The sequence below is a fragment of the bacterium (Candidatus Blackallbacteria) CG13_big_fil_rev_8_21_14_2_50_49_14 genome, assembly GCA_002783405.1.
Taxonomy (GTDB): domain Bacteria; phylum Cyanobacteriota; class Sericytochromatia; order UBA7694; family UBA7694.
Map to the genome: position 1 here is coordinate 13,904 of PFGG01000074.1, position 25,581 is coordinate 39,484.

Annotated in this window: 23 protein-coding genes; 19 read left to right on the top strand and 4 right to left on the bottom strand. The window is 48.3% G+C overall.

What is annotated here, in order from left to right; all coding sequences use genetic code 11:
- The first annotated feature begins 30 nt into the window (after nucleotides 1-30).
- From COW20_20965 to COW20_21015, 11 genes are all read left to right on the top strand, one after another.
- Nucleotides 31-5,487, top strand: coding sequence for a hypothetical protein (locus tag COW20_20965; GenBank protein PIW45171.1), 5,457 nt, complete (start codon nucleotides 31-33; stop codon nucleotides 5,485-5,487).
- Nucleotides 5,488-5,655: 168 nt separating this feature from the next.
- Nucleotides 5,656-6,597, top strand: a complete 942-nt coding sequence (locus COW20_20970; protein PIW45172.1) for a hypothetical protein — start codon at nucleotides 5,656-5,658, stop codon at nucleotides 6,595-6,597.
- Nucleotides 6,598-7,287: 690 nt separating this feature from the next.
- Nucleotides 7,288-7,920, top strand: coding sequence for a repressor LexA (gene lexA, locus COW20_20975; GenBank protein PIW45173.1), 633 nt, complete (start codon nucleotides 7,288-7,290; stop codon nucleotides 7,918-7,920).
- 176 nt (nucleotides 7,921-8,096) lie between these two features.
- Nucleotides 8,097-8,795, top strand: coding sequence for a short-chain dehydrogenase (locus tag COW20_20980; GenBank protein ID PIW45174.1), 699 nt, complete (start codon nucleotides 8,097-8,099; stop codon nucleotides 8,793-8,795).
- Nucleotides 8,795-9,301: a folate biosynthesis protein gene (locus COW20_20985; protein ID PIW45175.1), complete on the top strand. Its 507-nt coding sequence runs from the start codon at nucleotides 8,795-8,797 to the stop codon at nucleotides 9,299-9,301. The genes COW20_20980 and COW20_20985 overlap by 1 nt, the downstream gene beginning before the upstream one ends.
- The gene (locus COW20_20990; protein PIW45176.1) at nucleotides 9,288-10,436 is read left to right on the top strand and encodes a hypothetical protein; all 1,149 of its coding nucleotides are present in this window, start codon (nucleotides 9,288-9,290) and stop codon (nucleotides 10,434-10,436) included. The genes COW20_20985 and COW20_20990 overlap by 14 nt, the downstream gene beginning before the upstream one ends.
- A gap of 9 nt (nucleotides 10,437-10,445) precedes the next feature.
- Nucleotides 10,446-10,961, top strand: a complete 516-nt coding sequence (locus COW20_20995) for a hypothetical protein (protein PIW45177.1) — start codon at nucleotides 10,446-10,448, stop codon at nucleotides 10,959-10,961.
- A 36-nt stretch (nucleotides 10,962-10,997) separates the two neighbouring features.
- Nucleotides 10,998-13,211 carry a chemotaxis protein CheA gene (locus tag COW20_21000; protein PIW45178.1) on the top strand — a complete coding sequence of 738 codons (2,214 nt, stop codon included), beginning with the start codon at nucleotides 10,998-11,000 and terminating at the stop codon, nucleotides 13,209-13,211.
- 3 nt (nucleotides 13,212-13,214) lie between these two features.
- Nucleotides 13,215-13,925, top strand: coding sequence for a hypothetical protein (locus COW20_21005; GenBank protein ID PIW45179.1), 711 nt, complete (start codon nucleotides 13,215-13,217; stop codon nucleotides 13,923-13,925).
- Between the two features lie 231 nt (nucleotides 13,926-14,156).
- Nucleotides 14,157-14,810: a hypothetical protein gene (locus COW20_21010; protein PIW45180.1), complete on the top strand. Its 654-nt coding sequence runs from the start codon at nucleotides 14,157-14,159 to the stop codon at nucleotides 14,808-14,810.
- Entirely contained in the window at nucleotides 14,807-16,120 is a 1,314-nt protein-coding gene (locus tag COW20_21015) for an ABC transporter (GenBank protein ID PIW45181.1), read from the top strand. Before COW20_21010 ends, COW20_21015 begins: the two co-directional genes overlap by 4 nt.
- Nucleotide 16,121: 1 nt before the next feature.
- Here COW20_21015 and COW20_21020 read toward each other — a convergent pair whose 3' ends face one another.
- Both COW20_21020 and COW20_21025 read right to left on the bottom strand, forming a co-directional pair.
- Nucleotides 16,122-17,099 carry an alpha/beta hydrolase gene (locus tag COW20_21020; GenBank protein ID PIW45182.1) on the bottom strand — a complete coding sequence of 326 codons (978 nt, stop codon included), beginning with the start codon at nucleotides 17,097-17,099 and terminating at the stop codon, nucleotides 16,122-16,124.
- 12 nt (nucleotides 17,100-17,111) lie between these two features.
- Nucleotides 17,112-18,824, bottom strand: coding sequence for a hypothetical protein (locus COW20_21025; protein ID PIW45183.1), 1,713 nt, complete (start codon nucleotides 18,822-18,824; stop codon nucleotides 17,112-17,114).
- 246 nt (nucleotides 18,825-19,070) lie between these two features.
- Between COW20_21025 and COW20_21030 the strand changes: the two genes are divergently transcribed.
- The gene (locus COW20_21030) at nucleotides 19,071-19,640 is read left to right on the top strand and encodes a hypothetical protein (GenBank protein ID PIW45184.1); all 570 of its coding nucleotides are present in this window, start codon (nucleotides 19,071-19,073) and stop codon (nucleotides 19,638-19,640) included.
- On the opposite strand, the gene COW20_21035 is transcribed toward COW20_21030, so the two are convergent.
- Entirely contained in the window at nucleotides 19,615-20,307 is a 693-nt protein-coding gene (locus tag COW20_21035; GenBank protein PIW45185.1) for a hypothetical protein, read from the bottom strand. The genes COW20_21030 and COW20_21035 overlap by 26 nt on opposite strands.
- Nucleotides 20,308-20,489: 182 nt before the next feature.
- Here COW20_21035 and COW20_21040 point away from each other — a divergent pair, with 182 nt between their 5' ends.
- From COW20_21040 to COW20_21070, 7 genes are all read left to right on the top strand, one after another.
- Nucleotides 20,490-20,732: a hypothetical protein gene (locus COW20_21040; protein ID PIW45186.1), complete on the top strand. Its 243-nt coding sequence runs from the start codon at nucleotides 20,490-20,492 to the stop codon at nucleotides 20,730-20,732.
- A complete protein-coding gene (locus COW20_21045; protein ID PIW45187.1) occupies nucleotides 20,732-21,964 on the top strand; it encodes a hypothetical protein in 1,233 nt (410 codons plus the stop codon). The genes COW20_21040 and COW20_21045 overlap by 1 nt, the downstream gene beginning before the upstream one ends.
- A 40-nt stretch (nucleotides 21,965-22,004) precedes the next feature.
- Nucleotides 22,005-22,667, top strand: a complete 663-nt coding sequence (locus COW20_21050; GenBank protein ID PIW45188.1) for a hypothetical protein — start codon at nucleotides 22,005-22,007, stop codon at nucleotides 22,665-22,667.
- A 32-nt stretch (nucleotides 22,668-22,699) separates the two neighbouring features.
- Entirely contained in the window at nucleotides 22,700-23,215 is a 516-nt protein-coding gene (locus COW20_21055) for a hypothetical protein (protein ID PIW45189.1), read from the top strand.
- Nucleotides 23,216-23,304: 89 nt separating this feature from the next.
- Nucleotides 23,305-24,393 carry a hypothetical protein gene (locus tag COW20_21060; GenBank protein ID PIW45190.1) on the top strand — a complete coding sequence of 363 codons (1,089 nt, stop codon included), beginning with the start codon at nucleotides 23,305-23,307 and terminating at the stop codon, nucleotides 24,391-24,393.
- 106 nt (nucleotides 24,394-24,499) lie between these two features.
- The gene (locus COW20_21065) at nucleotides 24,500-24,940 is read left to right on the top strand and encodes a hypothetical protein (GenBank protein PIW45191.1); all 441 of its coding nucleotides are present in this window, start codon (nucleotides 24,500-24,502) and stop codon (nucleotides 24,938-24,940) included.
- A 20-nt stretch (nucleotides 24,941-24,960) separates the two neighbouring features.
- A complete protein-coding gene (locus COW20_21070; GenBank protein ID PIW45192.1) occupies nucleotides 24,961-25,185 on the top strand; it encodes a hypothetical protein in 225 nt (74 codons plus the stop codon).
- A gap of 46 nt (nucleotides 25,186-25,231) precedes the next feature.
- Here the strand turns inward: COW20_21070 and COW20_21075 are convergent, their stop codons facing one another.
- A complete protein-coding gene (locus COW20_21075) occupies nucleotides 25,232-25,564 on the bottom strand; it encodes a glutaredoxin (protein PIW45193.1) in 333 nt (110 codons plus the stop codon).
- Nucleotides 25,565-25,581 lie beyond the last annotated feature (17 nt).

Below are 25,581 nucleotides of genomic sequence, written 5' to 3' on the forward strand. Positions count from 1 at the left end.
CACGGTATAATAGCCTGACAGGAGCGGAGCATGACGCAGCATAATGGGATGATTGCCAATCGTTATCAGGATTTGGGGCTTTTAGGGGAAGGTGGAATGGGCCTGGTTTACCGGGTGCGCGATTCACTTTCTCAACGTGAATCTGCCCTGAAAATTTTGTCGCGCAAAATTGCCTCAGAAGACGCTTTTTTACAGTTCAAACAAGAATTCTGGTATATGAGCCGTCTGAATCATCCGCATATTATTCATGTCTATGAATATGGCATGCTTGAAGATCAGTCCCCCTATTTCACAATGGAACTGGTACCTGGGCAAGAGCTTTCTGAACTGAGTAGAATCGACGCGATTTTGGCCTACAAGGTTTTGATTCAGGCCGCAAAAGCATTGGGCTTTATCCATTCCCGACTTTTGGTTCACAGCGATATCAAACCTGAAAATCTGCGCATCAAGCCCGATGGCACGCTGAAATTGATGGATTTTGGCCTGATGCAGCCTTTGGGGAACCGCAGCAACGGCCAGTTGACAGGCACTGTCGCCTATATGCCCCCCGAAGTGCCCCAATGCGGGGTGATCAACGAAAGTTCAGATATCTATTCGCTGGGCGTAGTGGCCTATGAGCTTTTGGCGGGCGTGCAACCCTTTATTGGCACCACCATTCTGGAAGTGCTCAAGGCGCATATTCATTCCGAACCTGCCCCGCTGAAAACCTTCCGTCCTGATTTGCCCGACGAACTCTTGCGGATCGTGACGCGTATGATGGCGCGTGAGCAGGAAGACCGCTATCGCAATACCGCTGAATTATTGGCGGATCTGGCAGCGGCCAGTGGCCTGCCAGAGGCCCGTGAAAGTGAAGAAGAGCGTAGCTCGTATCTCAGCAGCCATGTACTGGTTGGTCGCGATCAGGAATTGGCAAGCTTGAAGCAGGCCCAGGAAAAAGTCAATCAGGGGCTGAGTCAGGCGGTTTTTGTTTCGGCCCCTGCTGGGGTGGGTAAATCACGCTTAATTGAAGAGTTTAAGATTCATTCTCAATTGGCGGAGATTCCCTTTGTACAGGGCATTTGTAATGAACAGGGCATGAGCGCCTATGAGCCTGTGGTGCATGCCCTCGAACAGATTTTACCCCATACCCCGCCTGTCAGTTTGGCGCGCTATGGCCCGATTCTTGCTCATTTGCTGCCCCGCCTGGTAGAGCAGGGCATGCCGCCCATGCCCGATTTTGATCCCCGCAACCAAAAAATCACGCTGTTTGAAACGGTGGTGGCCTGGTTGTCTGAGGTGGCTGCCCAGAAAAAATTAAAGTCACTTGTGCTGTTTATCGATGATTTGCACTGGTCAGATTTGGCTTCGATTGATCTGCTCAACTTTTTAATCCGTGAATTGGGCGAAAGCCGGGTTATGGTTTTGGGGTCTTTCCGAGATGATGAGCTGCCCCCCAACAGCCCACTCTGGCAGACGATTGAGGAACAGGCTGCTCAGCAATTGGTGCTTTCGAGCTTTACGCCCACCCATGTGGCCGAGCTGATTGAAAAAATGCTGCGCGATGTCAAATACCAGCCCGATTTTATTCCCTATTTCTATGGCGCGACCTCGGGCAATGCCTTTTTTATTCGGGAAATGCTGCGCTATTTGCTCGAAGAAAATCTGATCTTCCGTGAAAAAGCCGCTTGGGTGATTCCTGACAGCTATACCGAATGGCGCTTGCCCGCTTCGATTGGCGATACGATTCAGCACCGTTTGAAACGTTTGAGCCCTGATGCCGTTACGCTGATTGAAATGATCGCTGTGGTGGGCAAACGCATTGAATTGAATCTGTTGGAGCATTTGAGTGGCGTGACCACCGAGGAGCTTTTCCCGCTGCTTGAGGAATTGATTGAACGTCAATTTTTGCTGCGTGAAGGCGATTTGTTTTTCTTTCCCCATGACCGGGTGCGTGAAACCCTTTACAACAGTTTGGACGACAGCCGCCGCCGTCCTGTACACCAACAGGTTGGGCAATGGCTTGAAACCCGTGGCGAAGCGGTTTCTGTTCTGGCCTACCATTTCAAAAATGGCACCGATAAGGTCAAGGCTTCGCGCTATCTGATTGAAGCGGGTGAGGCCGCACCCGTGCGCATGGAAGCAACTTTGCTGATGCACGAAGGGATTCAGATCCTTGAAAAGCTGATAGGTTTACCCGACCAGCGTGAACGTCTTGAAACCCATCGCCGCAGATTGGCCTGGATCAGCTATATGATTCAGCCTTTTATCTGCGCTGAAACCTGTGAGAAATTGATTGCCAGTCTTGAGGCCAAAGGGGAGTCGCTTGAAAACCAGATTGAGTTTGAAAGCATCCTGATCTCCAGCTATACCATGATTGGTCAAAACGAAAAGGCGCTCGAAAAGGCCCAGATGCTTCAGGCCCAGCTTAAGCCAGGCACTGTGCCCTATGGTTTGATTCTGTTTGGGCGTCTGAATGCGCTCTTGACCCGGGGTGAGTTCCGTCAGTTGGTGCGCGAAATGGAAGAAGCAGCCACGATTCTCAAGCAAAATTTTGACAGTCTTCACCGCTCGTTGATTTGGGCCTATGCCTTCTGTTGTTTTATTCGCGAAGACGCGATCGCCTGGCTGGGTGAGCCGGTGGGCAAAGACCACTACGCGGCCATTCCGCTTGAAATTGGCCAGAACTATGATTTTCTTGATTTGGTTTTTTGGTCCTATTATCCTGAGGTTGTACGCAACAGTCTGACCGGGCGCTACCCTGCGATTCGCACCTTGAGTGACGAGATTTTTGCCCTGATTAAGAAAATGGGGCGTCCGATTCAGCACGAGAACCGGTTTCAGATTTGCCTGGCCTTTGCCGCGATTGAATATGGCGATTTGGCGGAAGGCGAACGCTATGCCCAAAAGGTAGTCACCCTGGGGGAAAAAATGAAAAACCCCCATCAACAGGCCAGTGGCAAAATTCTTCAGGGCATGATCGCCGAGCACCGTCACCATCTTGAAGATGCTGAAGCTTTTTTTGCTGAAGCCGTGGCGCTCAGCCGCAGCAGTAAAACTGATCAACTGCTGCCAGGGCTTTACCGTCTGGTGGATATTTATTTGCAGAAAAAAGAGTGGACCCAGGCTGAAGCATTGCTCGATGAGGCCCATGAACTGGCCTGTGGGGATCGGCTTGAAAATCCCTACCATCAAATGCATACCTGGCGTCTTAAAGCCCGACTGGAAATGATCAAAAATCCAGGCTCTTTGCGAATTCCTGAATGGTTTGGCCAAAGCATTGCCTTGGCCGAAGCCACGGATAACTCCCTTCAGAATGCAATCAGCCAGGCAGCCCTGGGCAATTGGTATCTGGATTCTGCTGATTTTGAAAAGGCCGAAGAACATCTGGAAGCTGCAGCCAAAGCCTGGCGCAGTTTGCATTTGCCCCAGCGTCAGGTGGAAGAACGTTTGCGTTGGGTCAAACAGCAGCGTCGCGATCAGAAACCCGCTGGATTTGTGCCTTCTGAACCGATGCGCTCTGTTTTGCAGCCTGAAACCGCACAGGAATTGGGCTACCGTATGGTGGAGCTTTTAAAAACCCTGCAATTGCCAGCTTTTAGCCTGGGCGGTGGCTCTGAAAGCGTTTCGAGTCTTTCGCAACGACTCGAAAAAATGGAACGTGTCAATCAGTTCAGCCAAATCATTATGAGCAGTTTGAGCCTGAAAAATGTGCTCAATGATATTCTGGCCTATGTGGTGGATATTTCCCAGGCCGATCGTGGCCTCTTGATGCTCAAGGATGACAATGGCAATGTGGTGCCGCAGGTCGTGCGTAACCGCGATGAGTTATATGATGAGGGAGAGTCTGAAAAGCCTTCAGACAAAAACCGGCTCTTGGGTTTCAGCCGCTCCTTTACAAAAAAAGTGATTGAGACTGGGGAATCACTTTGGATTCAGGATGCCCAATCGGATTCTGAGTTTTCTCAGCAGGCCAGTATTATGGCTTTGGATTTGCGCACGATTATCTGTGTGCCCCTGAAACGCGAAGAAGAAGTGATTGGCTTGCTTTATCTCGATCGGCAGGCGATTAACCAGACTTTCAGCCAGCAGGATTTAGAATTGGTAGAGTCGATGGCGACCTTTGCCACGATCTCGCTGATCAATGCCCATTTACACAATCAATTGCAGGAACGCACCGAGCGGCTCTCGATGCTGAATGAATTGAGCCGGGCGCTGGCGACGACGATTGATTTTCAGGAATTGCTGGTAATGGTGCTGGAGTTTTGTCTCAAGATTTCCAAAGCCGAAATAGGCTATATGTTTATTAGCAAAGATTTTGATAAGGAACCTGACAGTTTTGCCGAGCTGGAGTGCCAAGCCAGCCGCGATGGCAGTGGCAAGCCGCTGGATGCCGTCAAAGTCAGTCAGAGCATTATTCAGAAGGTCTTGAGTGAGAAGCAGGGCATTGATATCGTGGATATGCAGGAAGACTCGCTGATGGCCTCTCAAAAGAGCATTATGGCCCTCGATCTCAAGAGCGTGATTTGTGTACCTGTCTTTGGCAAGGACGAAACCCTGCGGGGCGTAGTTTATGTCAGCAGTCAGGCGGTGAATCATACTTTCAGCCCCCGTGACCGTGAGCTGATTGAGTCGATTGTGCTGCAGGTGGGGCTGGATATTGAAAACCGCAACCTGATGGAAATTCGCAAAAAACAGGAATTGCTCGATCAGGAGCTTTCTTTTGCCCGCAATATTCAAAGCTCCATGCTGCCTGATTATATTCCCGATATTCCCAGCTTGGATATTATTGGCTATTCCCAGTCGGCCGCAGCCGTGGGCGGAGATTATTACGACTATTTCAAGATCAGTGATTTTGAATTTGGTCTGGCGATTGGCGATGTGAATGGCCATGGGGTTTCTGCCGGGCTTTTGATGTCGATGGCCAAAAGTTGTCTGTTTGTGCAAGGCAAAATTGATCCAGGGGTTTTGGCCATGATGGAAGCTTTGAACGGCATGATTTTTGGCGGTACCAAAGAACGTCTGTTCATGACCTTTATCTATTCGATTTTTCATTTGCAGAACCAAACAGTGACACTTTCCAGCGCAGGGCACCATTTGCCCTATCTCTATCGCGCCGCAACAGGAGAAATGGAGCCGATTCAGGTCAAGCCGACCTATCCCTTGGGGGTGCGTGATAAAGTGCGTTTTAACGAGGTGACGGTTCAGCTCGCTCCCCATGATATTTTGGTTTACTATACCGATGGCATTATTGAGGCCCATACCCCTGAGGGCGAAGAGTTTGGTTTTGAGCGGCTTGAACAGATAATTATCGAACACCGCCAACAAGGGGCTGCAGAGATCAAAGAGGCCCTTTTAAAGGCTTACCATGATTGGGTAGCTGGCCAGGAGCCCGAGGACGATATGACCCTCGTGGTGGTCAAATCACGCCCTGTCGAACCTGATGTTTTCGAAGAACCGGTCAAAAAACAAAAATTGAAAACCGGGTTTTTAACCCTGATCAACCGTTAAGCTTTAACCCTGATCTCAAACCTGTTCATTGCTCTGTTTTGTGGATTTCAATGCAAAGATTTTTACCTGCTTTGAAAAATTTTTTTCATTTTTCAATTTTTTCAAAGAAGCTCAATTTCGAGATGATTTAATTAAATTATCAAGAACGAAATCTAAGAGGAGTTTCTTATGAGAAATAAAAACAAATATTTATCGCTGATTATGCCTGTATCTTTTTCATTAATCGTAACTTTGAGTGGATGTGGACAAATTCAATCTGCAAATCAAAGTTTGGGGCAAAGCTATACCAATATACTCAATGCGACAGGAACTCCGCTTGCGGCAGGCAATCTGCAAATCAACTGGAAAAACAGCAGCGCAGGTTTTTCTATCAAAGCCGTGGCCTCAGATATTCACACCCTGCGCCTGAGCCTCAGTGGCACGCCGATTGATAAAATTAACAATGGACAGGCCATGGTTCTGAATATTCCCTTTGGCCAGGGAGGACATCTTTTGCGGGATATTCCCCAGGGGGTGCTGCAAGTTTTAGCTGAAGCCCTGGATGCCAAGGGTGAAATTTTGGGCACAGCCTTGGCCAATAATGTGCAAATTACGGCTGGGACGGCTGCTCAGGTCAGTTTGGCGATTCAGTTGGGAGATTCAACCGTGACTCAGCAGGTAACCAATACAGGTGATTTGGGGGTTTCAGTCGCGATTCAGGATGGCGCAACGGTGATTCAAACTGAAGAGATCACGCCTGAAGGTGGCTATGTTCAACTCGGGGGTACACAGCCTCCGCCCCCTCCTCCTGGTGATGGAACGCAACCTCCGCCCCCTCCTCCTGGTGATGGCACGCAGCCCCCGCCCGCAGGTTCCTACGAAACGTGTGCAAAGCCCCCGCTGCCTCCTCCCGATATAATGAACCGGATCGAAGCTGAAAATCCAGCTTTGGCACAGGAACTGCGTGATTTGCAGAACGAGAGTTTTCTGACGATTCACAACCGCATGGTTGAGCTCTCTCAAGCGTATCCTCAATATTTCATGCCACCCCCTCCCCTGCCTGCGGATGGTTCCTGCCCGCCACCCCCTCCTGGTAGTGGCACACAGCCTCCACCTCCTCCTGCTCCTTAGTTGAATGCTTGAGTGATTTTTCCCTGGACCAGCTTTTGCTGGTCTTTTTTTTTAGATAGAAATGGTTGGGGGCATACTGCGAAACGTTTCGGACGCTAGATGGGGGTCTATAACGCCCGTCAAACAGACTAGACAAAGCGAGTAATGTTTTTCTCAGCACCAAACTGGGGCCGATGTATGCCAAAAATAAAAGCGTTGAGCGCTCTAAAGAATAGTTCCCATACAATACTTTAAAGGTCTAAACAAAGTGTGGGCAGCATCATTCACTTGAATTCAAAATAAAGAGAAAAAAAAGTGAACCCTGAAATCAGGATTCACCCTTGAATTGAATAGTGAGCGGAAGCAGAACTGAATCATTAATGGATTCAATTTACCTGTTAAACAATTGTTTACAGGATTTTATGGGAATGTGGCTCGAAAAACACACCAGAATCATTTGATTAAGGCATTTTTCTTATGCGGTGTTTCTAACCATCACTCTTATACATTAGTATACGGATTGTATCTGATTCTGTCAAGAGAATTTTGAGAAGGTCTATATAATCGTGGAAATATTTGACTTTCCTGTATTCTTATGCTTATTATGGTATACATAGATGTATGTGCATCTGCCACAGAATTCAGATCTGTAGGTACACAGTCAGAAAAACAGGACAGGAGGGTATACGTGATCGTATACACAAACTCACCATGAGTAATACCCAGATGAATGACCGCGAATTAGAAGCGTTTCGTGAGATTCGCAATTCCTTGATTAAGCGGGGACGCCCGCCCTCAGTGCGAGAATTGATGATTGATTTAGGCTATCGCTCACCGCGTTCTGCCGCTGTTTTGATCGATCGCTTGATTGAAAAGGGCTTGCTGCGCCGCAAGGCCGATGGTGGGCTGCAGCTTTTAGCTGAGCCTGAGTTGAATCAGGACCACGCCCAAACGGTCAATGTGCCTTTGGTGGGTACCGTGGCCTGTGGTTCACCGATTTTGGCGGATGAAAATATTGAAGCCGTGATTCCGGTTTCCACGAAAATGGCCAAGCCTCCGCACCAGTATTTTCTGCTCAAGGTCAATGGCGATTCGATGAATGAATGTCAGATCTATGACCATGATTTGGTTTTGATTCGTCAGCAGACCACTGCCGACAATGGCGACTTGGTGGTGGCCTTGATTGATACCGAAGCCACAGTCAAAGAGTTCCATCGCAGCCGCAATACCATTATTCTCAAGCCACGTTCTTCCAACCGTGGTCACCAACCCATTGTGCTTACTGAAGATTTTCAAATTCAGGGGATCGTGGTTGCGACTTTGCCAAAAGAAGTATTGAACTGATCTCCGTTTTTTAGCCCTCTTTCACCCAAGCGTAACAGGTTTTGCCTGTCGCGCTTGGGTCCTGTTTTTTTCGTAGGAAGATCTTGAAGAGGGTTTGCGTTTTTCAGAGGCTGTGGTTCAGGTTCGCCCCTGCGGTATAGTAGTAAACAGTCTGACCGTGAAGGGATCGATTCAAGATGTCATTACCCAAACGTGTGTTTGTTTCCGGAGGCAGTAAAGGCATTGGTTTGGCCATTGCCCAACGTTTTCTGGCTGAAGGCTTTCAAGTTGCTGTGTCTGCCAGCAGTTCTTCCAGTTTGGAGGCTTTGAAGGCTCAATCGCCCGAAATGAAAACCTATCTTTGTGATATGTCCTCAAAAGAAGCTGTGCTGGATTTGGCAGAGCGTCTCAATCAAGAGTGGGGGCCTCTGGATGTTTTGGTCAATAATGTGGGGCGGTTTATGCCCGGTCAAATGCATAGCGAAGAAGATCAGATCTTTGAATACCAAATGCAGTTGAACCTCAACAGTATTTATTACCTGACCAAGCGCGTACTTCCCCCTATGATTGCCCAGCGCAGCGGAACGATTTTTAATATCTGCAGTACGGCCAGTATTACCGCTTATCCCAATGGAGGCTCCTATTGCATCTCAAAATTCGCCTTATTGGGTTTTTCAAAGATTTTGCGCGAAGAAATGAAAGCGCATCAAATTCGCGTGATCTCAGTTTTGCCAGGAGCGACCTTAACCGCTTCTTGGGAGGGCGTGGATTTACCTCCCGAACGCTTTATTCCCGCTGAGGATATTGCCACCGTGGTTTGGGAAACCTATGGTCTCAGCCCCCGCACCGTGGTTGAAGAAATTCTGGTGCGTCCGCTTGAAGGAGATTTGGGTTAATGCGCACAGTGACCCTTGAATTGTTCAAAGAAAACATGAAGTTTTCGGCGGGTCATTTTACGATTTTTTCGGCCCAGGAACGTGAAAATTTGCACGGCCACAATTTCACGGTGCATGTCACGATTGAGGCCTGTATTCTCGAAAATGGCATGTGTTTTGATTATGCTCTGTACAAGCGAAGGATTGAAGGGCTTTGCCGGGAGTGGAACGAGGTCGTTCTTCTGCCGAGCCAATCGCCCTATCTCAGAATAGAAGAAACAGACGACTTGATTTTCGCGCATTTTGATACGGAGCGGATTCCCTTTCTGCGCAGAGATGTTTTGCTCCTGCCGATTGAAAACGCGACAGTTGAAGAGTTTTCGCGCCTCTTTCTTGAGAAATTGATTGCCAATCCCCAGGAATTAAGCGATTGGGGGCTTGAGGCGATTAGCGTAAAAATTTTTTCGGGGCCCGGTCAGTGTGCTGCCAGTTCCTGGAAAAAACCGGAGGCCCATGCAGAGCCTTGACGCTTTTCAGGATTGGTTAAAAACCTACCGTCAAGTTCCTCTTTTGCTGGAACAGGAACGCTGGAAAGACGCCTTGGAAACCATCGCGCAACTTCAAACTCTCTTGCCAGTGCAGCCCTCTCTTGCTGAGACTTTGCCTTGGCAGGATTTAAATTTGGCTCTGCATCAGATACTTTCGGCCCAGGCGGAAATTTTCTGGGAGATTCACCCGGAAATTCAGCTGGCTGCCTGGCAGGCCCAAGCCTATTTTCATTTAAAACAAGCCCATCAAGCCATTCAGGTTTTGCAGAAACTGATTGCGAACCATTCTGTTTCTGCGGCTGTTTACCACCAACTCAGCCGCTATCTTTGGGCCGAAGGCCGGGTCGAGGAAGGGCTTTTGCCCTTGTATCAGGCGCTGGAAAAAGAGCCCGCCTATCTGCCTGCGTATATTGACCTCGTCTTTCTAGCCAATGGGCAAAAAGCCTTTGAGCGGGTGTATCAGCTGGCCCGAATGGGATTTAGAGAAGGTTTTAGTTTGCGTCTGCTTGAAGAAGTGGCTTTGGCTGCTGCCCAACGAGAAGCCTTTGATTTGCGCTTTTTATTATTGGAACTCTGTGTGCAGAATATCCAGCCAGAGAGTCGGGATGTTTTGGTCGATCTTGCCAAAAGCCTTTACCTGCAGGGGGATTATAAAAACTGCGAGTATCTGAGTTACCATCTGATGCAGGTTTTTTCTGAAGATGCTGAAATTTTTGATTTGCATCTTTTGGCGGTCATGCAGCTTGAACACTGGGTGCCCGCGATTCGGCTCTTAAAGCGAAGTTTGGCGGCGCAGGCCGAAAATCCTGGCCATTGGTTCCGTTTGGGTATTGCTTACAGCCGTTGGCAAATGCCCCTGCTTGCGCGTTATGCCTTGGGGCAGGCCTTGGCTTTAAACCCTGAAACAGAGCTGCAATTGGAATGTCAGGCTTTGCTTGAACAATTGCCCCAGAGCCGAAGTTTAGAGGCCTCTGTTGCTGAGCTTTTGCGGGAGAGTCTTTTGACGCCTGGTTTCTCAGAAAAAATTCGCAATCAATGCCCAGAAACACTGGCTGAGTTGGGGATTGCCTGGAATGATGAGCTGGGTGAAGCCTTGCAGGAGATCCTGATTTGATCGTGTATAATGAAGCATTATCTGGAGACAGAGGCAGGGATCATGATAAAGAAACTTCTGTTTATGGGATTGAGTGGTTTATTGCTGATAGGGTGTTCTGGTGACCCTGTTGTCAAAGATTTGAGCCAATATGTTCAACAGGATCTGTTTAATCTCGAAACCAATCGCCGTGCAGCTCAAAGCCAGTATCTGTCCGTCAAGGGCGATACCGAAAAAAAACAGGTTTCGATTATCAAAAGCAAAGTGACCCTGCAATTGGAAAAATACCTCAAGGGTTTGAAAGATACCAAACCCAAAACAACGCAGGTTCAAGAACTGAACAAAGAAGGCATTCAGCGGGTTGAAAAAGCCCTGGACCTGGTCAATGCCTACCGTAAAACGCTGATGAAACGGGATTCTCATCAGGTGCCGATCGCGCGTTCAGAGCTGGATACGGCTTTTCGTGAGATTGAAGAATGGAAAAACGAGGTCTATTTGCTGGCCCGTGAAAAGAATATTTCCATTCCCAGCGAACGCGTCAAATAAGGGCTGAATAAATAAACTTTTTCTGAGGGGTTTTGCATGTCTTCCGAAGCGGATGACGTTCCTCCTGGTTTTATCATTGAAGACGAGGAGATAATCGCGGATTTTATCGTTGAGGCAGGAGAGTTTCTGCAGCAATTGGATCAGGATCTGATTGCGCTGGAACAGGCGCCTGATGATTTGGAATTGCTGAACCGAATTTTTCGCGCGGCACACACGATCAAAGGCAATGCCTCTTTTTTAGGCTTCGCAAAATTGACGCGTTTTACCCACCAAACTGAAAATGTCTTGGATAAGTTGCGCAGTGGTGAAATGACCATGAATCCAGAGATCATGGATTTGATCTTGGAATCTGTCGATATTATGAAAGCCTTGATGGACAATCTGCGCGATGAATCCGTTGTGGATATTGAGACCACGCTGCAAAAATTGGAAAAATGCCTCAAAGGGGAGCTTTCTGCGCCTGCTCCTGCACCTGAGGCTCCCCCGCCTCCCCCGGCTGGCAACGATGATATGGATGAAATCATCGAAGACTTTATTGTGGAGTCAGGCGAGCTGATCGAAGCTTTGGATCAGGATTTATTGAATCTCGAACAAACCCCAGACAATCTGGATTTACTCAATCAGATTTTTAGGCCTGTTCACACGATTAAGGGCAATGCTTCGTTTTTGGGCTTTGATAAACTCATGCGTTTTACTCACCAGCTTGAAAACCTTCTGGACAAGCTGCGCAGTGGCGATAAGCGGGCGACCCCTGAAGTGATTGATGTGATTCTTGAATCCGTTGATTTGATGAAAAACCTGATGAAGCATTTGCAGAACGAAGCCCTTGTGGATATTGAACCGATGGTGGCACGGCTTCAACTGCATTTGACGGGGGAATCGGTTGCCCCCGCTGCTCCTGTCACGCCCGTGCTTGAAACCAAGCCCGAACCCGTCGCGGCCCCTGCGCCGCCCCCTGTTCCGGCCAAGGCTGAGACTCCGGCCCCAGCTGCCCCCAAACCCAAAGCGCCCGCTCCGGCGGCCCCTCCTGCCAAGAAAAAAGATCCCGAAGAGTCGACGATTCGTGTCGATGTTGAACGCCTGGATGCCTTGATGAACCTGGCCGGTGAGCTGGTGATTGCCAAAAATCGTCTGCAACAGTTTTCCAGTTTGTTTGAAGAGCGCTTTTCAGAAAACGAATTGACTGAATCTCTGATGCTGACCACCAGTTTGATCAGTTTTATTACCGGTCAGTTTCAGGAAGCGGTCATGAAGACCCGCATGTTGCCGATTCGCAAGGTATTCAGCCGCGTGCCCCGTATGGTGCGAGACTTGGCCCGTGATACCAAAAAACAGGTCAATCTGGTGATGGAGGGTGAAGATACGGAATTGGATAAATCCGTAATCGAACATATTGGCGATCCGCTGGTGCATATTATTCGCAATGCAGTGGATCATGGCCTGGAAACCCCTGATGAGCGCCGCAAAGCGGGAAAAGATCCTGAAGGAAGAGTCTTTTTGTCTGCCTATTCTGAAGGCAACTATATCGTGATTGAGATCAAAGATGACGGCAAGGGCATGGACCCGCATAAAATCTTTAAGAAAGCTGTTGAAAAGGGCCTTGCCAACTCAGAGGACAGTCTGCGCCTGAGCGAATCGGAAATGCTTGATTTTATTTTTGCCCCCGGTTTTAGTACCGCTGAAACCATTTCAAATATTTCAGGCCGTGGCGTGGGCATGAATGTGGTCAAAGAAAATATTATGAAGCTCGATGGCTTGATTGAAATCGACAGCCGGGTGGGCGAGGGCAGCACCTTTCGGATTCAATTGCCTCTGACGATGGCGATTGTGCCGGCCCTGCTGGTCAAGGTTCAACATTTTACCTATGCCATTCCCCTCAATAATGTGGTGGAAACCCTGGTGGTTCAACCCTCTGAGATTTTCAATATTGATCAGAAACAGGTCATTCACCTGCGCGATCGCTTTGTTTCCCTGGTGCCCCTCAATCAAATTCTGGGCTATCCCGATCTGCCCAATACCGGGCAAAAACGATATGTGATTATTGTGGGCGTGGGCGAACAACGCATGGGCCTGCTGGTGGATCAACTTTTGGGACAAGAAGAAGTCGTGATCAAATCTTTGGGCGAGTTTTTCGACGAGGTGGATTTGATTGCGGGGGCGACGATTATGGGCGATGGCAGTGTGGTGCTGATTCTGGATATTGGCCATATTCTGCTGCGGCTTTCCCGCAAGACGCTTTACGTCAATTAGCCCATGGGTCATCCTGCTGCATTGGTCACTGGGGCTGCCCGCCGTCTGGGCAAAGCCATTGCTTTGCACTTGGCTTCTCAAGGGTATGATGTGATTCTGCACTGTCACCATTCCCGTGCTGAAGCCGAAGCGCTTTTACCTGTGATTGAAAGCTTTGCCCGTCGGGGGTGGGTGCTTCAGGCCGATCTCAGCGATACTCAGCAAGCGCTGTCGATGTTTGCAAAAGCGCAGGCTGAATTTCCAGACTTAAATCTGCTCGTGAACAGTGCTTCTGTTTATTATCCCCTGGATTTTTTAGCGACCCGCCCTGAACAATTTGAACAATTCTATGCCCTGCATGTTAAAACACCTTTTTTTCTGACCCAGGCTTTTGCCCAAACCTGTGGCACGGGGTTGGTGGTGAATATGACCGATGCCCAGGCGCCCCGCCCGGATTATTTCGCCTACAGCCTTTCCAAACAAAATCTTTCAGATTTTACCCAATTGGCAGCCCGTGCTTTGGGGCCCGCTATACGTGTCAACGCGATTGCACCGGGTTATATCCTGCCCCCTGTGGAAGGAAATCCCGACAATGCGGCGAGCCTGCGCTCTCAAATTCCGCTGGAGCGAACCGGCTCTGTTTCAGAGATTACCCAAGCCTTACAAGTTTTGATCGATCATCCTTATCTGACAGGCCAAACCCTCTATGTCGATGGTGGTTTGCACCTCGTGTGACACGCTTCTAAACATGATCTCGCCTTTCAAAAGTCTATCTAAAAACTTCTAAAAAAATAAAATGAATCATCGTTTACAAGCTAAAAATTAATAATAAATGAATATTTATTTATATTATTTATACAAAATCTCAGATTTGCAAAACACAAATTGCTTGGTTATCTTTATGTAACTTCAACGCTTTTTTGTTGAGGCATGTTTTACAATAGAGGGGTCAGCCCAGGAGGTTTCATGGCTAAACTTCAGACTCGCCAGATACTTGATGATTTTGTCAGTGCCTCTGAGCAAGCGGGGGCTTTGCCCGTTTCGCTGAACAGTTTTGCGCAGGCGCAAGGCTATGCCCCTGAAGCTTTGAAAGCTAAGTTTGCTTCTGTGCTTGAAATTGAAGCTGCGATTTATCACTTCTTTTTTGAAGAAACACTGCGCCTCTTGGCTGAGGATGCGGCCTATGCCGAGTATGGCACGCAAGAGCGTGTGCTGGCGTTTTACTATACTCTGTTTGAACTTCTGAGTGCCAACCGTGATTATGTTTTGCTTAGTCTGCAAAAGGGATGGAGCCCACTTCAGAATATTCCGAAACTGAAGCCTTTCCGGCAGGCTTTTCTCAGCCATTTTGCTGAGCTTTTGAGTGACCTTTTGTTCTTGCCTGAGCCCTTCAAAAACATGCAGGCACAGGTGCTGAGCGAATCCGCCTGGCTTCAGTTTCTGAGTATCTTGGGTTTTTGGCTCTATGATCGCTCTTCAGAAAAAGAGCGAACCGATGTTTTAATCGAGAAAACTGTAGCTGCAGATTTTGAGGTTCTGAACCATTTAAATTGGCGTCATACCCCAGATTTACTCCGTTTCTGGCTTGAAGAACTGACCCCTGAAAGGCGCAAGCAATGAAGTCGATTGACAAAATTCCGACCGGAAAAATTCAGCGAGCCTCGAAATTGGTGGGCACGGGCGTGAAAGTGGGGGGGAATTATCTCAAGCATTATGGCGAAAAACTACTCAATCCCGATCTCGATCGCAGCAGTCTGGATCAGGCCAATGCCGAAGAAATCTTCAAGAGCCTTAAAAGCTTGAAAGGCAGCGCGCTCAAAGCGGCTCAACTTTTGAGCATGGAAAAAAATCTGCTGCCCCAGGCCTATATCGACACTTTTTCCTTGGCCCAGTTTCAGGTTCCCCCGCTTTCGGCTCCCCTGGTGCGCAAAACTTTCCGTCAATATCTGGGGTGCCCCCCAGAAGAAATCTTTGCCCATTTTGAGGCCGAGTCAGTGGCTGCTGCCAGTATTGGTCAGGTGCACAAGGCCCGCAGCAAAGAAGGGCGGGATTTGGCTGTTAAATTACAGTACCCCGGTGTGGCTGAGAGTATCTCATCTGATCTGGCGATCGTGAAACCCATTGCGCTGCGAATGTTTAATCTCAACGCTGAAGATGTCGAGCATTATTTTCAAGAGGTACGCTCCAAACTTTTAGAAGAAACAGATTATACGCTCGAGTTGCGCCAGAGCCAACAAATGGCAAAGGATTGCGCTCACCTTCCGGGTTTGCGCTTTCCCGCCTATTATCCCGAATATTCCAGCCCTCGGATTCTGACCATGGACTGGATCGAAGGAGAACCTCTTTCGCGTTTTGCCGAACGAAGCCCCGCCTTAGCAGAACGCACCCAGGTGGCGCAGACGCTTTGGGATTGGTATCTCTATCAGGTGCATCAGCTGCGCTATATGCATGCTGATCCGCACCCAGGCAATTTTTTGGTGGCGCAGGGAGATTTGGTTGCGATTGATTTTGGCTGTATCAAACAGATTCCTGAAGCTTTTTATCTTCCCTATTTTGAATTGTCTTCCCCCGAATCCCTGGCTGATCCCGCACGTATGCAAGCCTGCCTTGAGCGTTTGGAGCTTTTGCGACCCACTGACAGCCAGGATGACAGAAATTATTTGACAGCTGCTTTCAGAGAGTTGGCCGAATTGATTGCCCGCCCCTTTCATCAGGAACGGTTTGATTTCAGCAATGCTGAATTTTTTGCCACGATCAATGCCTTGGGGGAACGTTTTGCAAGGGATTCTCGCCTGCGCAAACTTACAGGGGGAAGGGGCTCTCAGCACTTTTTATACGCCAACCGTACTTTTTTTGGGCTGTTTATGCTTCAACATGCTCTGGGGGTTGAAATAGAGACCCAACAATATCGCCGTTGGCTGAAGGCTTAAGTCATTCGAGCCTGCGCGTGAAATTTAAAATCGCACGGATAAACTCCTGCGGTCGGGTCAAATGGCTCATATGCTCGGTTTGCATGGCGAGGTATTGAAACGGCACCTTCAGGGCTTGGCGGGTACGTTGCACATCCTCTGCGTTCATGGCACCGACCAAGCCCCATTGGGGGTGTTCAAACCAATGGGCGTGCAGCAGCAGAACGGGGCATTGGATTTGGGCAAGGGTTTGCGCATGGTCAAAATTGCGACAGGCCTGGCCCTCTAAAAAAGCCGCGCTGAAGGCCGGATCATATTCAGACAGCCCTTTGACAAAGACCTGAAGGGTGGCGGGAAAAAACGCGGGAAGTTCGATCGCTTGGTGAGGGTGACGGGCCTGTAAGAACTGAAGCATTTTCACCAACATGAAACTGAGGGCCGGTGGCAATTTGAGAGGGGTTATGCGGCCTTGAACCGGAACTTCCAGCCCTGCAAAAAAACCGGCAAGGTCGCGGTTTTGTGTGTCTTTCAGGTAGTGATGGCAGCGTTCAAAGATTGAATAGACGAAACAACTGTCGCGTAAGCGGGGCCATTCAGCACTGAACAACGGGGGGTCTTCAGGAATCACTCCCAAAACCCAGTCGGGTTCATGGGCCGCGAGCCAAAGTGCGATCAATCCGCCCGAAGAGTTGCCTGTCAGAAAAGCTGGGCGGCCCACCCGCTCACGCAGAAATGCAGCCATATCCTGGCCAATACTGTTGAAATCATAGCGTTCGGGATTCCAAGAAGTTTGTCCATGCCCATGCACATCGAGGGCAAAGACTTGAAAATGCTTTGCCAATCCGGGTAAAACCCGCTGATAGGATTCCCAAGAGACACTTTGCCCTGGAAAAAGCAAAAGGGGAGGGTGTGAGGATTCAGAAAAGACATAATGCAGACGTACGGGGCCGGTCTGAAAGAAGGCTTCCTTCAGACCGGCCTTGCGTAAACTTGCTTTCATTTCAAGCCGTGGCTATTCGCCTTTGTTTTTGTTGTAAGCGTAATAGCCTACACCACCAGCTACGGCCAGAGCGCCGAGTGTGACGCCAGGATGTTTGACGGCGAATTCAAAGACGGGTTTGATGGCTTTATCGCTTACAAATTCAGCGGTTTTTACCACGCCAGTTTTGGTGCCATTCAGAACTTTCATGCCTGCGTTTTCAAGCACGGGGATTCCCAGCACATTGCCGGTGACAGCCACAGCGCCAGCCCCTGTCAGTACGGTAGCGGTGGCTGCGCCAGCGGTGATCAGGCCTCTGCCCAGGCCGGGCTTTTCAAGCATTTGATCGGCCTGTTCGAGGGTCAGTTCACCCAATTTATAGGCGGTGGCACCCAAGCCCACTGCTGCAACAGGTTTCCAGCCTTTGTCGAAGGCTTTATCCAGCATGGGCACGCCCAGTTTATCGGCGATCAGTTGGGTGCCTCCCATGGCGGTAAGAGCAGCAGCCGTGCCGGTTGCCACGTGGGTGATTTCAAATCCATTGGCTTTGATATCTTCTGCGGTATATTTGCCCAAGGCGGCAGAGGTGGCGATCAGAGCGGTTCCACCCAGAATGGGAAGATTTTCAGGGAAGGCTTTGATTAGTTTTTCATTTTGAGTGGCCAAGCCAATCAGTGAAGCGCCCCCGGTTGCACCCGCTACGCCAGCGGTGACTTCGGCAACACCTACCGCGTCATTGATAATTCCTTTTTGGGTGGTCAAACGGCGTACACCGTCAGCACCTGCGGCCAAGCCACTGGCTGCCACTGCGCCCCCTGAGACGATAATGCCGCCTTTGGAGGTAAACAGGGCTTTGGCGGTACCGGTCAGGGCTTCTTTCATGACGGGAATATTGTATTGGCGGCCAATCAGTTCTGCGCCTCCCAGGGTGCCCACGACACCCCCAGCAATTTCAGCGCCGCCCTGAAGCTTTTTACCTTCGCTCAGGTCTTTTGCGCCTTTGACAAGGGCTGCTGCACCGCCCGTAACGGCTGCTGCGCCGGTGACGGCTTTTACATTTTTACCGACCCATTCAGCAGGGGTGGAAAGGGCCTCTTTCATGACAGGAATATTGTAGCGACGGCCGACCAATTCGGCGCTTCCCAAAACGGCCAGAGAGCCACCGGTCAATTCAATGCCGCCCATGACAGAATTGCCATCTTTGAGATTTTCAACGCCATCTTTCAGCAGCAGAGCGCCCCCGGTGGCAATCGCAGCACCGGCAATGGCTTCTTTGTGGGCATAGGCTTTTTCAAGTGGAGTAGAAAGGGCCTGTTTCATGACGGGAATATTGTACTGACGGCCTACGAGTTCGGCTCCACCCAAACCTGTGACCAGAGCGCCAGCAGCTTCGGCTGCTGCTTTGCCATGGGAACCTTCTTGAAAGCTGGCGACAGCATCTTCGCCGAGCAGGGCGGCTGTGCCCAGGCTGGCAGCGCCGCCGACCAAGAGGCCGTTTTTAACAAAGGTGAATTCGAGGGCTTTTTCTACCGCAGGAAATTTATCTGCGAGTTTGACGGCTCCTGAGATCGTGGCGGCTCCACCTACCAGGGTGCCAGCACCCACAAGGGCCATATTGTCGCCAATAAAGGTGCCTTCTTTGGTGTTTTCATGAACGGTATCTACAATTTTGTCGAGATGGGTCTGTTTGGGAGCACTGACTTGGGGCTGTACGGGAAGATTGGGTTGACCTTGAATCGCTGGCATTTTTCTCTACGTCCTTACACTTGGGATTTGATACTTTAACTATCCCCTCAAGCAGCATGAAGATTGCCTGTTTTATCCATGATTTAACTGTACTTTATGGTTATCTATGTTTTCTCTTAACTTGTTAACCCTTCAGAAGTGAAGATGGGTTCAGTGAGGTCTGACTAAAGTGCTGGTTTTGCTTGTTTTCAAAGGTTTTCTCTTGGAAGTCTGCTAAAATGAAAGGCGAAGAAACGGAGTTTGAAAATGCCAAAATTTTCGTTTAAAAAAGGGAAGCGCATTTTAGGGTTGGGAGCCTTGTTTTTGGCTTTGACGTCCTGTTGGGCGCGTCAGGGGCTGCCCGTTGAAAAAATTTCAGAGCCCGCTTTGCTTGAACAGGCCAAGGTGCTTCCTGTTTCTGGTTTCTTTGCCCTGCGCATGGAAAATCGGCCCCGCAAGGCCTTGGTCGGTCAGTGGTTGATTCTGCATGAAGATGCCCAGTTCGTTTATTTGGGCTATCCCCGTTTTGACGGTATTTTAAGTGATTCTCGTTCTGTTTCTGAGTTTTATAAAACGCAAAAGTCTGAGCTTCTGTCTGAATTCCCAGGCTATCGCAGCATTGGGGGCAATGATGTGCGGCTTGCTGCCCAGTCGGCACTTCAGCAAAAGACCCAGACATCTGTGGCCCTGCCCTGGGAGAAATGGCAGGCCAAGCTGAATCAGCGGGTGATTCAGGTCAGTGCAGAAGTGGCCTTGGCAGAGCAGGTTCAGAAATACACTGTGGAATTGGATGCTTCAGACTTGAAGCTGATCAGCGTTCGCTCAATTGCGGATTGAGCACCACAACCCGGCGTTTCTCAAAGCGAATCAAGCCTTTGTTTTCAAGCTTTTTTAATAACTCAGTGACGGTAGGGCGGGCGATATTGGTTAACTCGCCCAACTCCTGATGGGTCAGCGTGAGATTGATTAGCATTCCGTCTTTGACTGGTTTGGGGTATTCCTGACTGAGTCTCTGCAAAAGCTCCAATAAACGCTGTTCTGCGCTTTTAAATACCAGGGCATCCATTTGATTGGTGATCTGGCGCAAGCGCAGGCCCATCCATTTGGTCACCCTTAAATTCAGATCTGGATGCATGGCCAGAAAATTTTCAAAATCTTCTTTGCGTACCAGGCAAAGCAAACTGTCTTCCATTGCTTCAGCAATACTGTCCTGTTCGCCAGCTTCTTCGATCAGGGCCAATTCTCCAAAGATATCGCCAGGTTCGAGGATTGAAAGAATAATCTGTTTGCCTTCTTCTGACAAGCGAGAGATGCGAATCCTCCCTTTTTTGAGCAGGTAAATGGATGTCGCCGGGTCGCCGGGCAGATAAACAGGTTCATTCTTGGGGGTTGTACACATTTGGGTCATCTCTTCCATCTGCTTCATTTCGTCTTGTTCCATGGCAGAGAAGAGATTGATTTGTGAGAGATACCAAAGCTTGCTAATGGTGTCAGAGGTTCCCATATGGATGCATTACATTCTTTTTCTGTATAAATTTTCAACTACCCGCGTTCAGTTTAACAGTAAAAGGTATTATTTTAACAGTAAAAGGTATTATTAAACCTTTGAATATCAGCTAGCTGACATTATTTTTTGATGACGGCCTTTAAAATAGTATTTATTTCGTACTAAAGGATGAATTTCTTATGCTAGAGGCGGTTGCTATTTGTGATGCGCTCTGTTTGAGCAAGACAGCTTTGAATCGGCAGCTTGAATCGCTTCAGAGCACCTGCCCTGATTTTCGTTTTCGTTGGGCTTCAGGAGCTGAATCACGTCTTTTGATGAAAAAACGTCATGTAAAAATCTTACCTTGCCTTGTGATTGGTGAAATTGTACTCTATGGGGTGCCCGCCCAAGAAGAAATTCTGCAGACCTGGCAATTACAATGATGAGATCTCTGTGGCTTGTTGTTTTTCTGTTGTTGAGTGCTTGTCAGTATTCCACTGTTATTGAGCCTCAGCCTCACTTGCCTGCTGAGGCCACCAATAACGCTGCACCTTCTCAAAAACTTGATTCATTTGCTTTGTTGGAGCGTCATCATCTGGTACAGGTTTTGCAAGATATTCCAGCACGGATACTCCACTTAAAACAAGCAGATGGGGGTATTCTTTTCTGGATTATTTCAGAACAAGGTCATTTAGAAGTTTTTCAGCTTAAAAATGGGAATATTGTTTTAGGTTCTGTTCCTGAAAATCTGCCAGTTTTGCCGCCTGAGAGCAGTGCCTGGCCCCTTTTGATGCGCTCTGTGGATTTTCAAGTTCAAAAAGGCTTTCTCTATTTACCTTGGGAATCAGGGGGGATCGCTCTGGAGCCCCATACCGGTTATTTACAGCGATTTCCTCAGCGCCAGAGCTATTTTTTGAGCAAGGAGAGTTTGCCGGATGCCGAGCTGACTCTTTTCGAAGAAAATCTATTGCTCTTAGAAGCTCCAACAGAACGCTATGGGCATGGTATTTTGGGGGATCGCCTGGAAGCCTCAGGATTGGGGATGTATTCTCTTGAAAATGGAAAGAAGCAGGCCGAGATTGTTTTGCCCGAAACAGAGGTTTTTGAAACGCTACGCCCCCTAAGAGCAGAGTTGGTTTCTGAATCTGATAGGGCTGAAATAATAATGACAGTCAGCGATAAGAACAAGGGCTCCTTCCTGCGTATCTACAGTGCAAATGGAGCTGAATTGGCTGTCGGTGCAGAAATCGGAAGCGCTTTTCGTTGGCTTCATCTTTTGGGGGTCGCTCATTTTGCGCCTGATTTAGCTGCTGAAATAGCAGTGATCAAAACTCCGCATATTGGCGGTGTTTTAGAGCTGTATAAGTTAAGTCAGGGAAAGTTGGTAAAAACAGTTTCTTTAAAGGGCTATTCAACGCATCGTATTGGGTCGCGAAATCTCGATATGTTTGTAATGTTTGATCTCAATGGAGATCACTTCCCTGAGCTGATTCTGCCGCACCAGGAGATGCGCAGTTTGGGTGTTCTCCAGCGCAATTCTCAAGGTTTTAAAGAGCAACTTCAACTTAACTTGGGCAGTCCTTTAAGTACCAATCTGGCAGGATTTTCTGAGTCAGATCAATGGCTTTTGGCAGCCGGAACGCAAAAAAAAGAACTTCATCTTTGGTTCAGATAATTTGTCAACCAGCTGACAGAATTTTGCGAAAAAGTCTTTTATGCTCAAACGAAGATTTACCATCAAACGAAGGACTTATTTTGTGTTGAAAACCAGTGTGATTGCTCCATTTTTATTCTTTTCCCTTGTTTCGGCGGTCTTTGCAACCAGTTTGCCCAGTCGTCAAGTTTTACAGCAGGGGTCTCATTGTGTTGCTTGGCGAACCACGAAAACTTTGGCTTTGGTTTCTCAGCATGAGGTGGTCGGCGTCTCATGTCAGGTCTCTGTAACCGCCAAATCCGCAGCAGGAGAGAAATACTCGGCCACGGTCTCAATTCCCATCAACTCATTTAACAGTCAGGAGGCCGATCGTGACAAAGAAGTCCTGAAAATTTTAAAGGCCTCCGTCCAGCCCAATCTGCTCTTTACGACCCAAGCTTTTTCCAAAGCTCAGTGGGAAGCTCTCTTGGCAAAGGGTCAAGGCACTGTAAAAGGCCGACTGGCTGTGGGAGGACGCTCGTTTCCTCTCGCTGCGATTGTAAAAATCCGTAAAAATGGCGGTTCCATTGAGGTCTACGGCACGATTCGTACTCGTTTTACCGCGTTTGGAATTCAGCCGCCCGAAGTGGGCCCCGGCGGGGCAATTGCCAAGGTTCCAGATTATTTGGAGTTACATTTTAATTTAACTTCAGACAAAGTTCAGAATTATGGCATTGTCAAATAAACTTATTCCATTTAAATCACAAGGAGAATTTCATGAAACTATTTTCGACCCTGTTGGCAGCCAGTGTTTTGCTCTATACTGTTGTGGCCTGTACAGCCCCCAGCACACCTTCAGTGCCCAACACTCCCAGCAAGAATGCCCCAGCAACACAACCTGTGGAGCCAAGTGATGCCGACCTCAAGGCTCTGGCCAAGAGTTATGCCTCTTTTGCCGCGCTCAATACAGATTTGAAAGTGAGTCCAACGCACCAGGGGATGCTGGTCAGAACTCATCTGGATGCGGCAGCAACCCAGGCTTATAACAGCAAATCGTACCCTTTTCCCGATGGGGCAACGGCTGTGAAAGAGGCCCATAAGTCAGCAGAATCACCGACAGAAGCGCTTTTCGTCATGAAAAAAATCAAAGGCTATGATACGGCCAACGGGGATTGGTATTACGCGATGACAGCCCCTGATGGAACTGCCATGCAAAAGGGCAAGGTTCAGATGTGTATTTCATGCCATTCTCAAGCCAAAGCCAAGGATTATATCTACGGATTTAATCAATAAACAGACCCTGAAACATAGCTGGGGAGGTCGTTGAGGGCCTCCTTTTTTTAGAGTTTTAAGAGGATAAACGTCGAGCAACTCTTTCAAATCTGGTGAAAGTGGCAAAGGGGAGGATCGTGACCGTATTTTCTCAGACAAAGCCCTTGCTTGCTTCGGAGCTAGAGGCACATTTAAGGCGTCTTCGGCCTGGATTTGAGCCTGTATCTGCGCCTGTGGCCTTAAAGGGCGGGTACCTGAACTATGTCTGGCGATTGCAAGGGGAATCGGAAAGCTGGATAGCCAAACAGGCGCTGCCTTTTTTTGCAGCATTTCCTGAACAGGCTTTGTCTCCTACCCGTTTGTGGTTTGAAGTTCGGGCCCTTGAGGTCTTGGGGCCCATGGGGGCATTGGTTGAATTGCGCACAGAAACTGTTCGGGCTCCACAATTATTGGCTTTTGAACCTGAATATTCTCTGCTTTGGATGGAAGATATTGGCTCTGGCCCGGATTTATATCATTGGTTGATGCAGATTCCCTGTCTGGAAAGGATTGCACATCGGGCACAAGAATTGGCTCTATTTTTGGCGGATCTTCATGCTTACAGTTCTTCCCATAGACGCTTGGCCGAGGATTTTTACAATTTTGAGGTTCAAGCAACCCGTCTGAGAGTTCAGTATGATTTGGCCGCCTGGCTGCCACAAAACCTGTATGAAGATCGCGTTTATACAGAATTGCGGCAAGCTGTTTATGCTTTGGGAGAGCAGTTATTAAAACCTGGAAAATGCCTGATCATGGGTGATCTCTGGCCCGCTTCAATCTGTATGACTGAACAGGGGATTCGTCTGCTTGATTGGGAATTTGTGCATTGGGGCCAACCGGCTCAAGATCTGGGGCATTTTATGGCCCATTGCTGGCTGATTTCTGAGGCGCATGCGGGTACGGCGATTCAGGTTTGTATCGATCATTTCTGGCAGGTATTTTCTATGCATTACTGGAAGCGCATTGAAACAACCTGTCCTCAGCTTTGGCAGGAAAATGACTATGAAGCCAAGCGTATTCATGCCGGGGCTGAAATTTTAATTCGTACTGTGGGCATCTTTCAAAAATGCGGCTATTTTGCAGGCATTCCAGCACAGGATCCTCAGGTTTTGAAGGCTTTGGCTTTGGCTCAAACGCTGATTCTGGACTTTCAATCATGAGATTTTTTCTCTTTGTTATTTTGAAGGCAGTCTGATTGAATTCGTAGGAGTTGGTTTTATTCTGGACAGGTTTTTAGGTTCTAATTTTTTGTACTGAGGTTGAAAAATGAAAAAAATATTATTGGCCCGCCCTCACCCCTTTCTTGTTCAAGAAATGAGTCAATTTCTTTTAGAAGAAGGATACTTTATTGAGCCCTTGAGGTCTTTTAGCGAATTATCTATTCAGGTCGAGAATAGTTCTGCAGTGATTATCTCTACTGCAGTCTCTGCGACTATTCAAGAAAGTGCCAGGGAGGTTTTTGCGGGCTTATATAAATACGCAATTCCTACAATCTTCGCTGGTTTATTGGGTGTGGCTCAAGCTCGTTCATTGATTCAAGAAGCTGTCCAGGATTTTTATTCAGAACCCCTGATTGTGAGTGCAGAGAGTCAAGAGCGGGAACTCATTGATGCTCGTCGGCCTTTTTTATTTATCTGTCGGGATGATTTAAAACATCTGGATTCACGGGCAAAAATAGCAAGATTATTATTGCGATTTATGGGGTAATTGTGAGCTTCAGATGGTTGATGGTGACTATTCATACCAAAATTCTTATCAATTCTCTTAAAATTGCCTTGGTGGTGGGTTTTGTCTTGAATCTGATCAATCAAGGGCCAGCCATATTTGCCGGTCAGACCGTTTCTTGGTGGCATATTTTATTGAATTTTTGTGTGCCTTTTTGTGTGGCAACTTACAGTGCAGCTAAAAATCAAATGGATTCGGAACAATCTTCACTCAAGTCACGTGATTGAACGACAGGAGCTTAAATCTGAGCCGATTGCGCTTGGCTTTGCTGCCTTACGCTTTTTTTTCATGATAGGAGTTAAAAACAGTCTGCAGATACTGAATAATCTCTTTGGATTCTAGCATCGGCTGGCCATCAACCAGCAGGCAGGGGACTTGGGTTTTTCCGGTGAGTTCAATCAGTTTTTGTCGATACTGGGGATTCTCACGGGTATCTCGGTAGACCACGGGCCATTGATGTTCTTCAATCACGGCCATGACACGGCGGCAAAAAGGGCAGGCATCAAACTTGTACAAAACCAGTTCATCAGGTTTGAGATTCAGTACTTGCTCGGTTTTGGCGGGCTGTTTAAAAAAGGCCTGAGAGAAAAATTTTTTGGCAAACATGTTATTACTCCAAGAGA

Coding starts and splice junctions, on each gene's coding strand:
- COW20_21050 (PIW45188.1), top strand. CDS start 22,005: ATGCTCAAACGAAGATTTACCATCAAACGAAGGACTTATTTTGTGTTG.
- COW20_21025 (PIW45183.1), bottom strand. CDS start 18,824: ATGCCAGCGATTCAAGGTCAACCCAATCTTCCCGTACAGCCCCAAGTC.
- COW20_20980 (PIW45174.1), top strand. CDS start 8,097: ATGTCATTACCCAAACGTGTGTTTGTTTCCGGAGGCAGTAAAGGCATT.
- COW20_21015 (PIW45181.1), top strand. CDS start 14,807: ATGAAGTCGATTGACAAAATTCCGACCGGAAAAATTCAGCGAGCCTCG.
- COW20_21005 (PIW45179.1), top strand. CDS start 13,215: ATGGGTCATCCTGCTGCATTGGTCACTGGGGCTGCCCGCCGTCTGGGC.
- COW20_21020 (PIW45182.1), bottom strand. CDS start 17,099: ATGAAAGCAAGTTTACGCAAGGCCGGTCTGAAGGAAGCCTTCTTTCAG.
- COW20_21000 (PIW45178.1), top strand. CDS start 10,998: ATGTCTTCCGAAGCGGATGACGTTCCTCCTGGTTTTATCATTGAAGAC.
- COW20_21035 (PIW45185.1), bottom strand. CDS start 20,307: ATGGGAACCTCTGACACCATTAGCAAGCTTTGGTATCTCTCACAAATC.
- COW20_20965 (PIW45171.1), top strand. CDS start 31: ATGACGCAGCATAATGGGATGATTGCCAATCGTTATCAGGATTTGGGG.
- COW20_20985 (PIW45175.1), top strand. CDS start 8,795: ATGCGCACAGTGACCCTTGAATTGTTCAAAGAAAACATGAAGTTTTCG.
- lexA (PIW45173.1), top strand. CDS start 7,288: ATGAGTAATACCCAGATGAATGACCGCGAATTAGAAGCGTTTCGTGAG.
- COW20_21010 (PIW45180.1), top strand. CDS start 14,157: ATGGCTAAACTTCAGACTCGCCAGATACTTGATGATTTTGTCAGTGCC.
- COW20_21045 (PIW45187.1), top strand. CDS start 20,732: ATGAGATCTCTGTGGCTTGTTGTTTTTCTGTTGTTGAGTGCTTGTCAG.
- COW20_21065 (PIW45191.1), top strand. CDS start 24,500: ATGAAAAAAATATTATTGGCCCGCCCTCACCCCTTTCTTGTTCAAGAA.
- COW20_20995 (PIW45177.1), top strand. CDS start 10,446: ATGAAGCATTATCTGGAGACAGAGGCAGGGATCATGATAAAGAAACTT.
- COW20_21040 (PIW45186.1), top strand. CDS start 20,490: ATGCTAGAGGCGGTTGCTATTTGTGATGCGCTCTGTTTGAGCAAGACA.
- COW20_20990 (PIW45176.1), top strand. CDS start 9,288: ATGCAGAGCCTTGACGCTTTTCAGGATTGGTTAAAAACCTACCGTCAA.
- COW20_21055 (PIW45189.1), top strand. CDS start 22,700: ATGAAACTATTTTCGACCCTGTTGGCAGCCAGTGTTTTGCTCTATACT.
- COW20_20970 (PIW45172.1), top strand. CDS start 5,656: ATGAGAAATAAAAACAAATATTTATCGCTGATTATGCCTGTATCTTTT.
- COW20_21075 (PIW45193.1), bottom strand. CDS start 25,564: ATGTTTGCCAAAAAATTTTTCTCTCAGGCCTTTTTTAAACAGCCCGCC.
- COW20_21030 (PIW45184.1), top strand. CDS start 19,071: ATGCCAAAATTTTCGTTTAAAAAAGGGAAGCGCATTTTAGGGTTGGGA.
- COW20_21070 (PIW45192.1), top strand. CDS start 24,961: ATGGTGACTATTCATACCAAAATTCTTATCAATTCTCTTAAAATTGCC.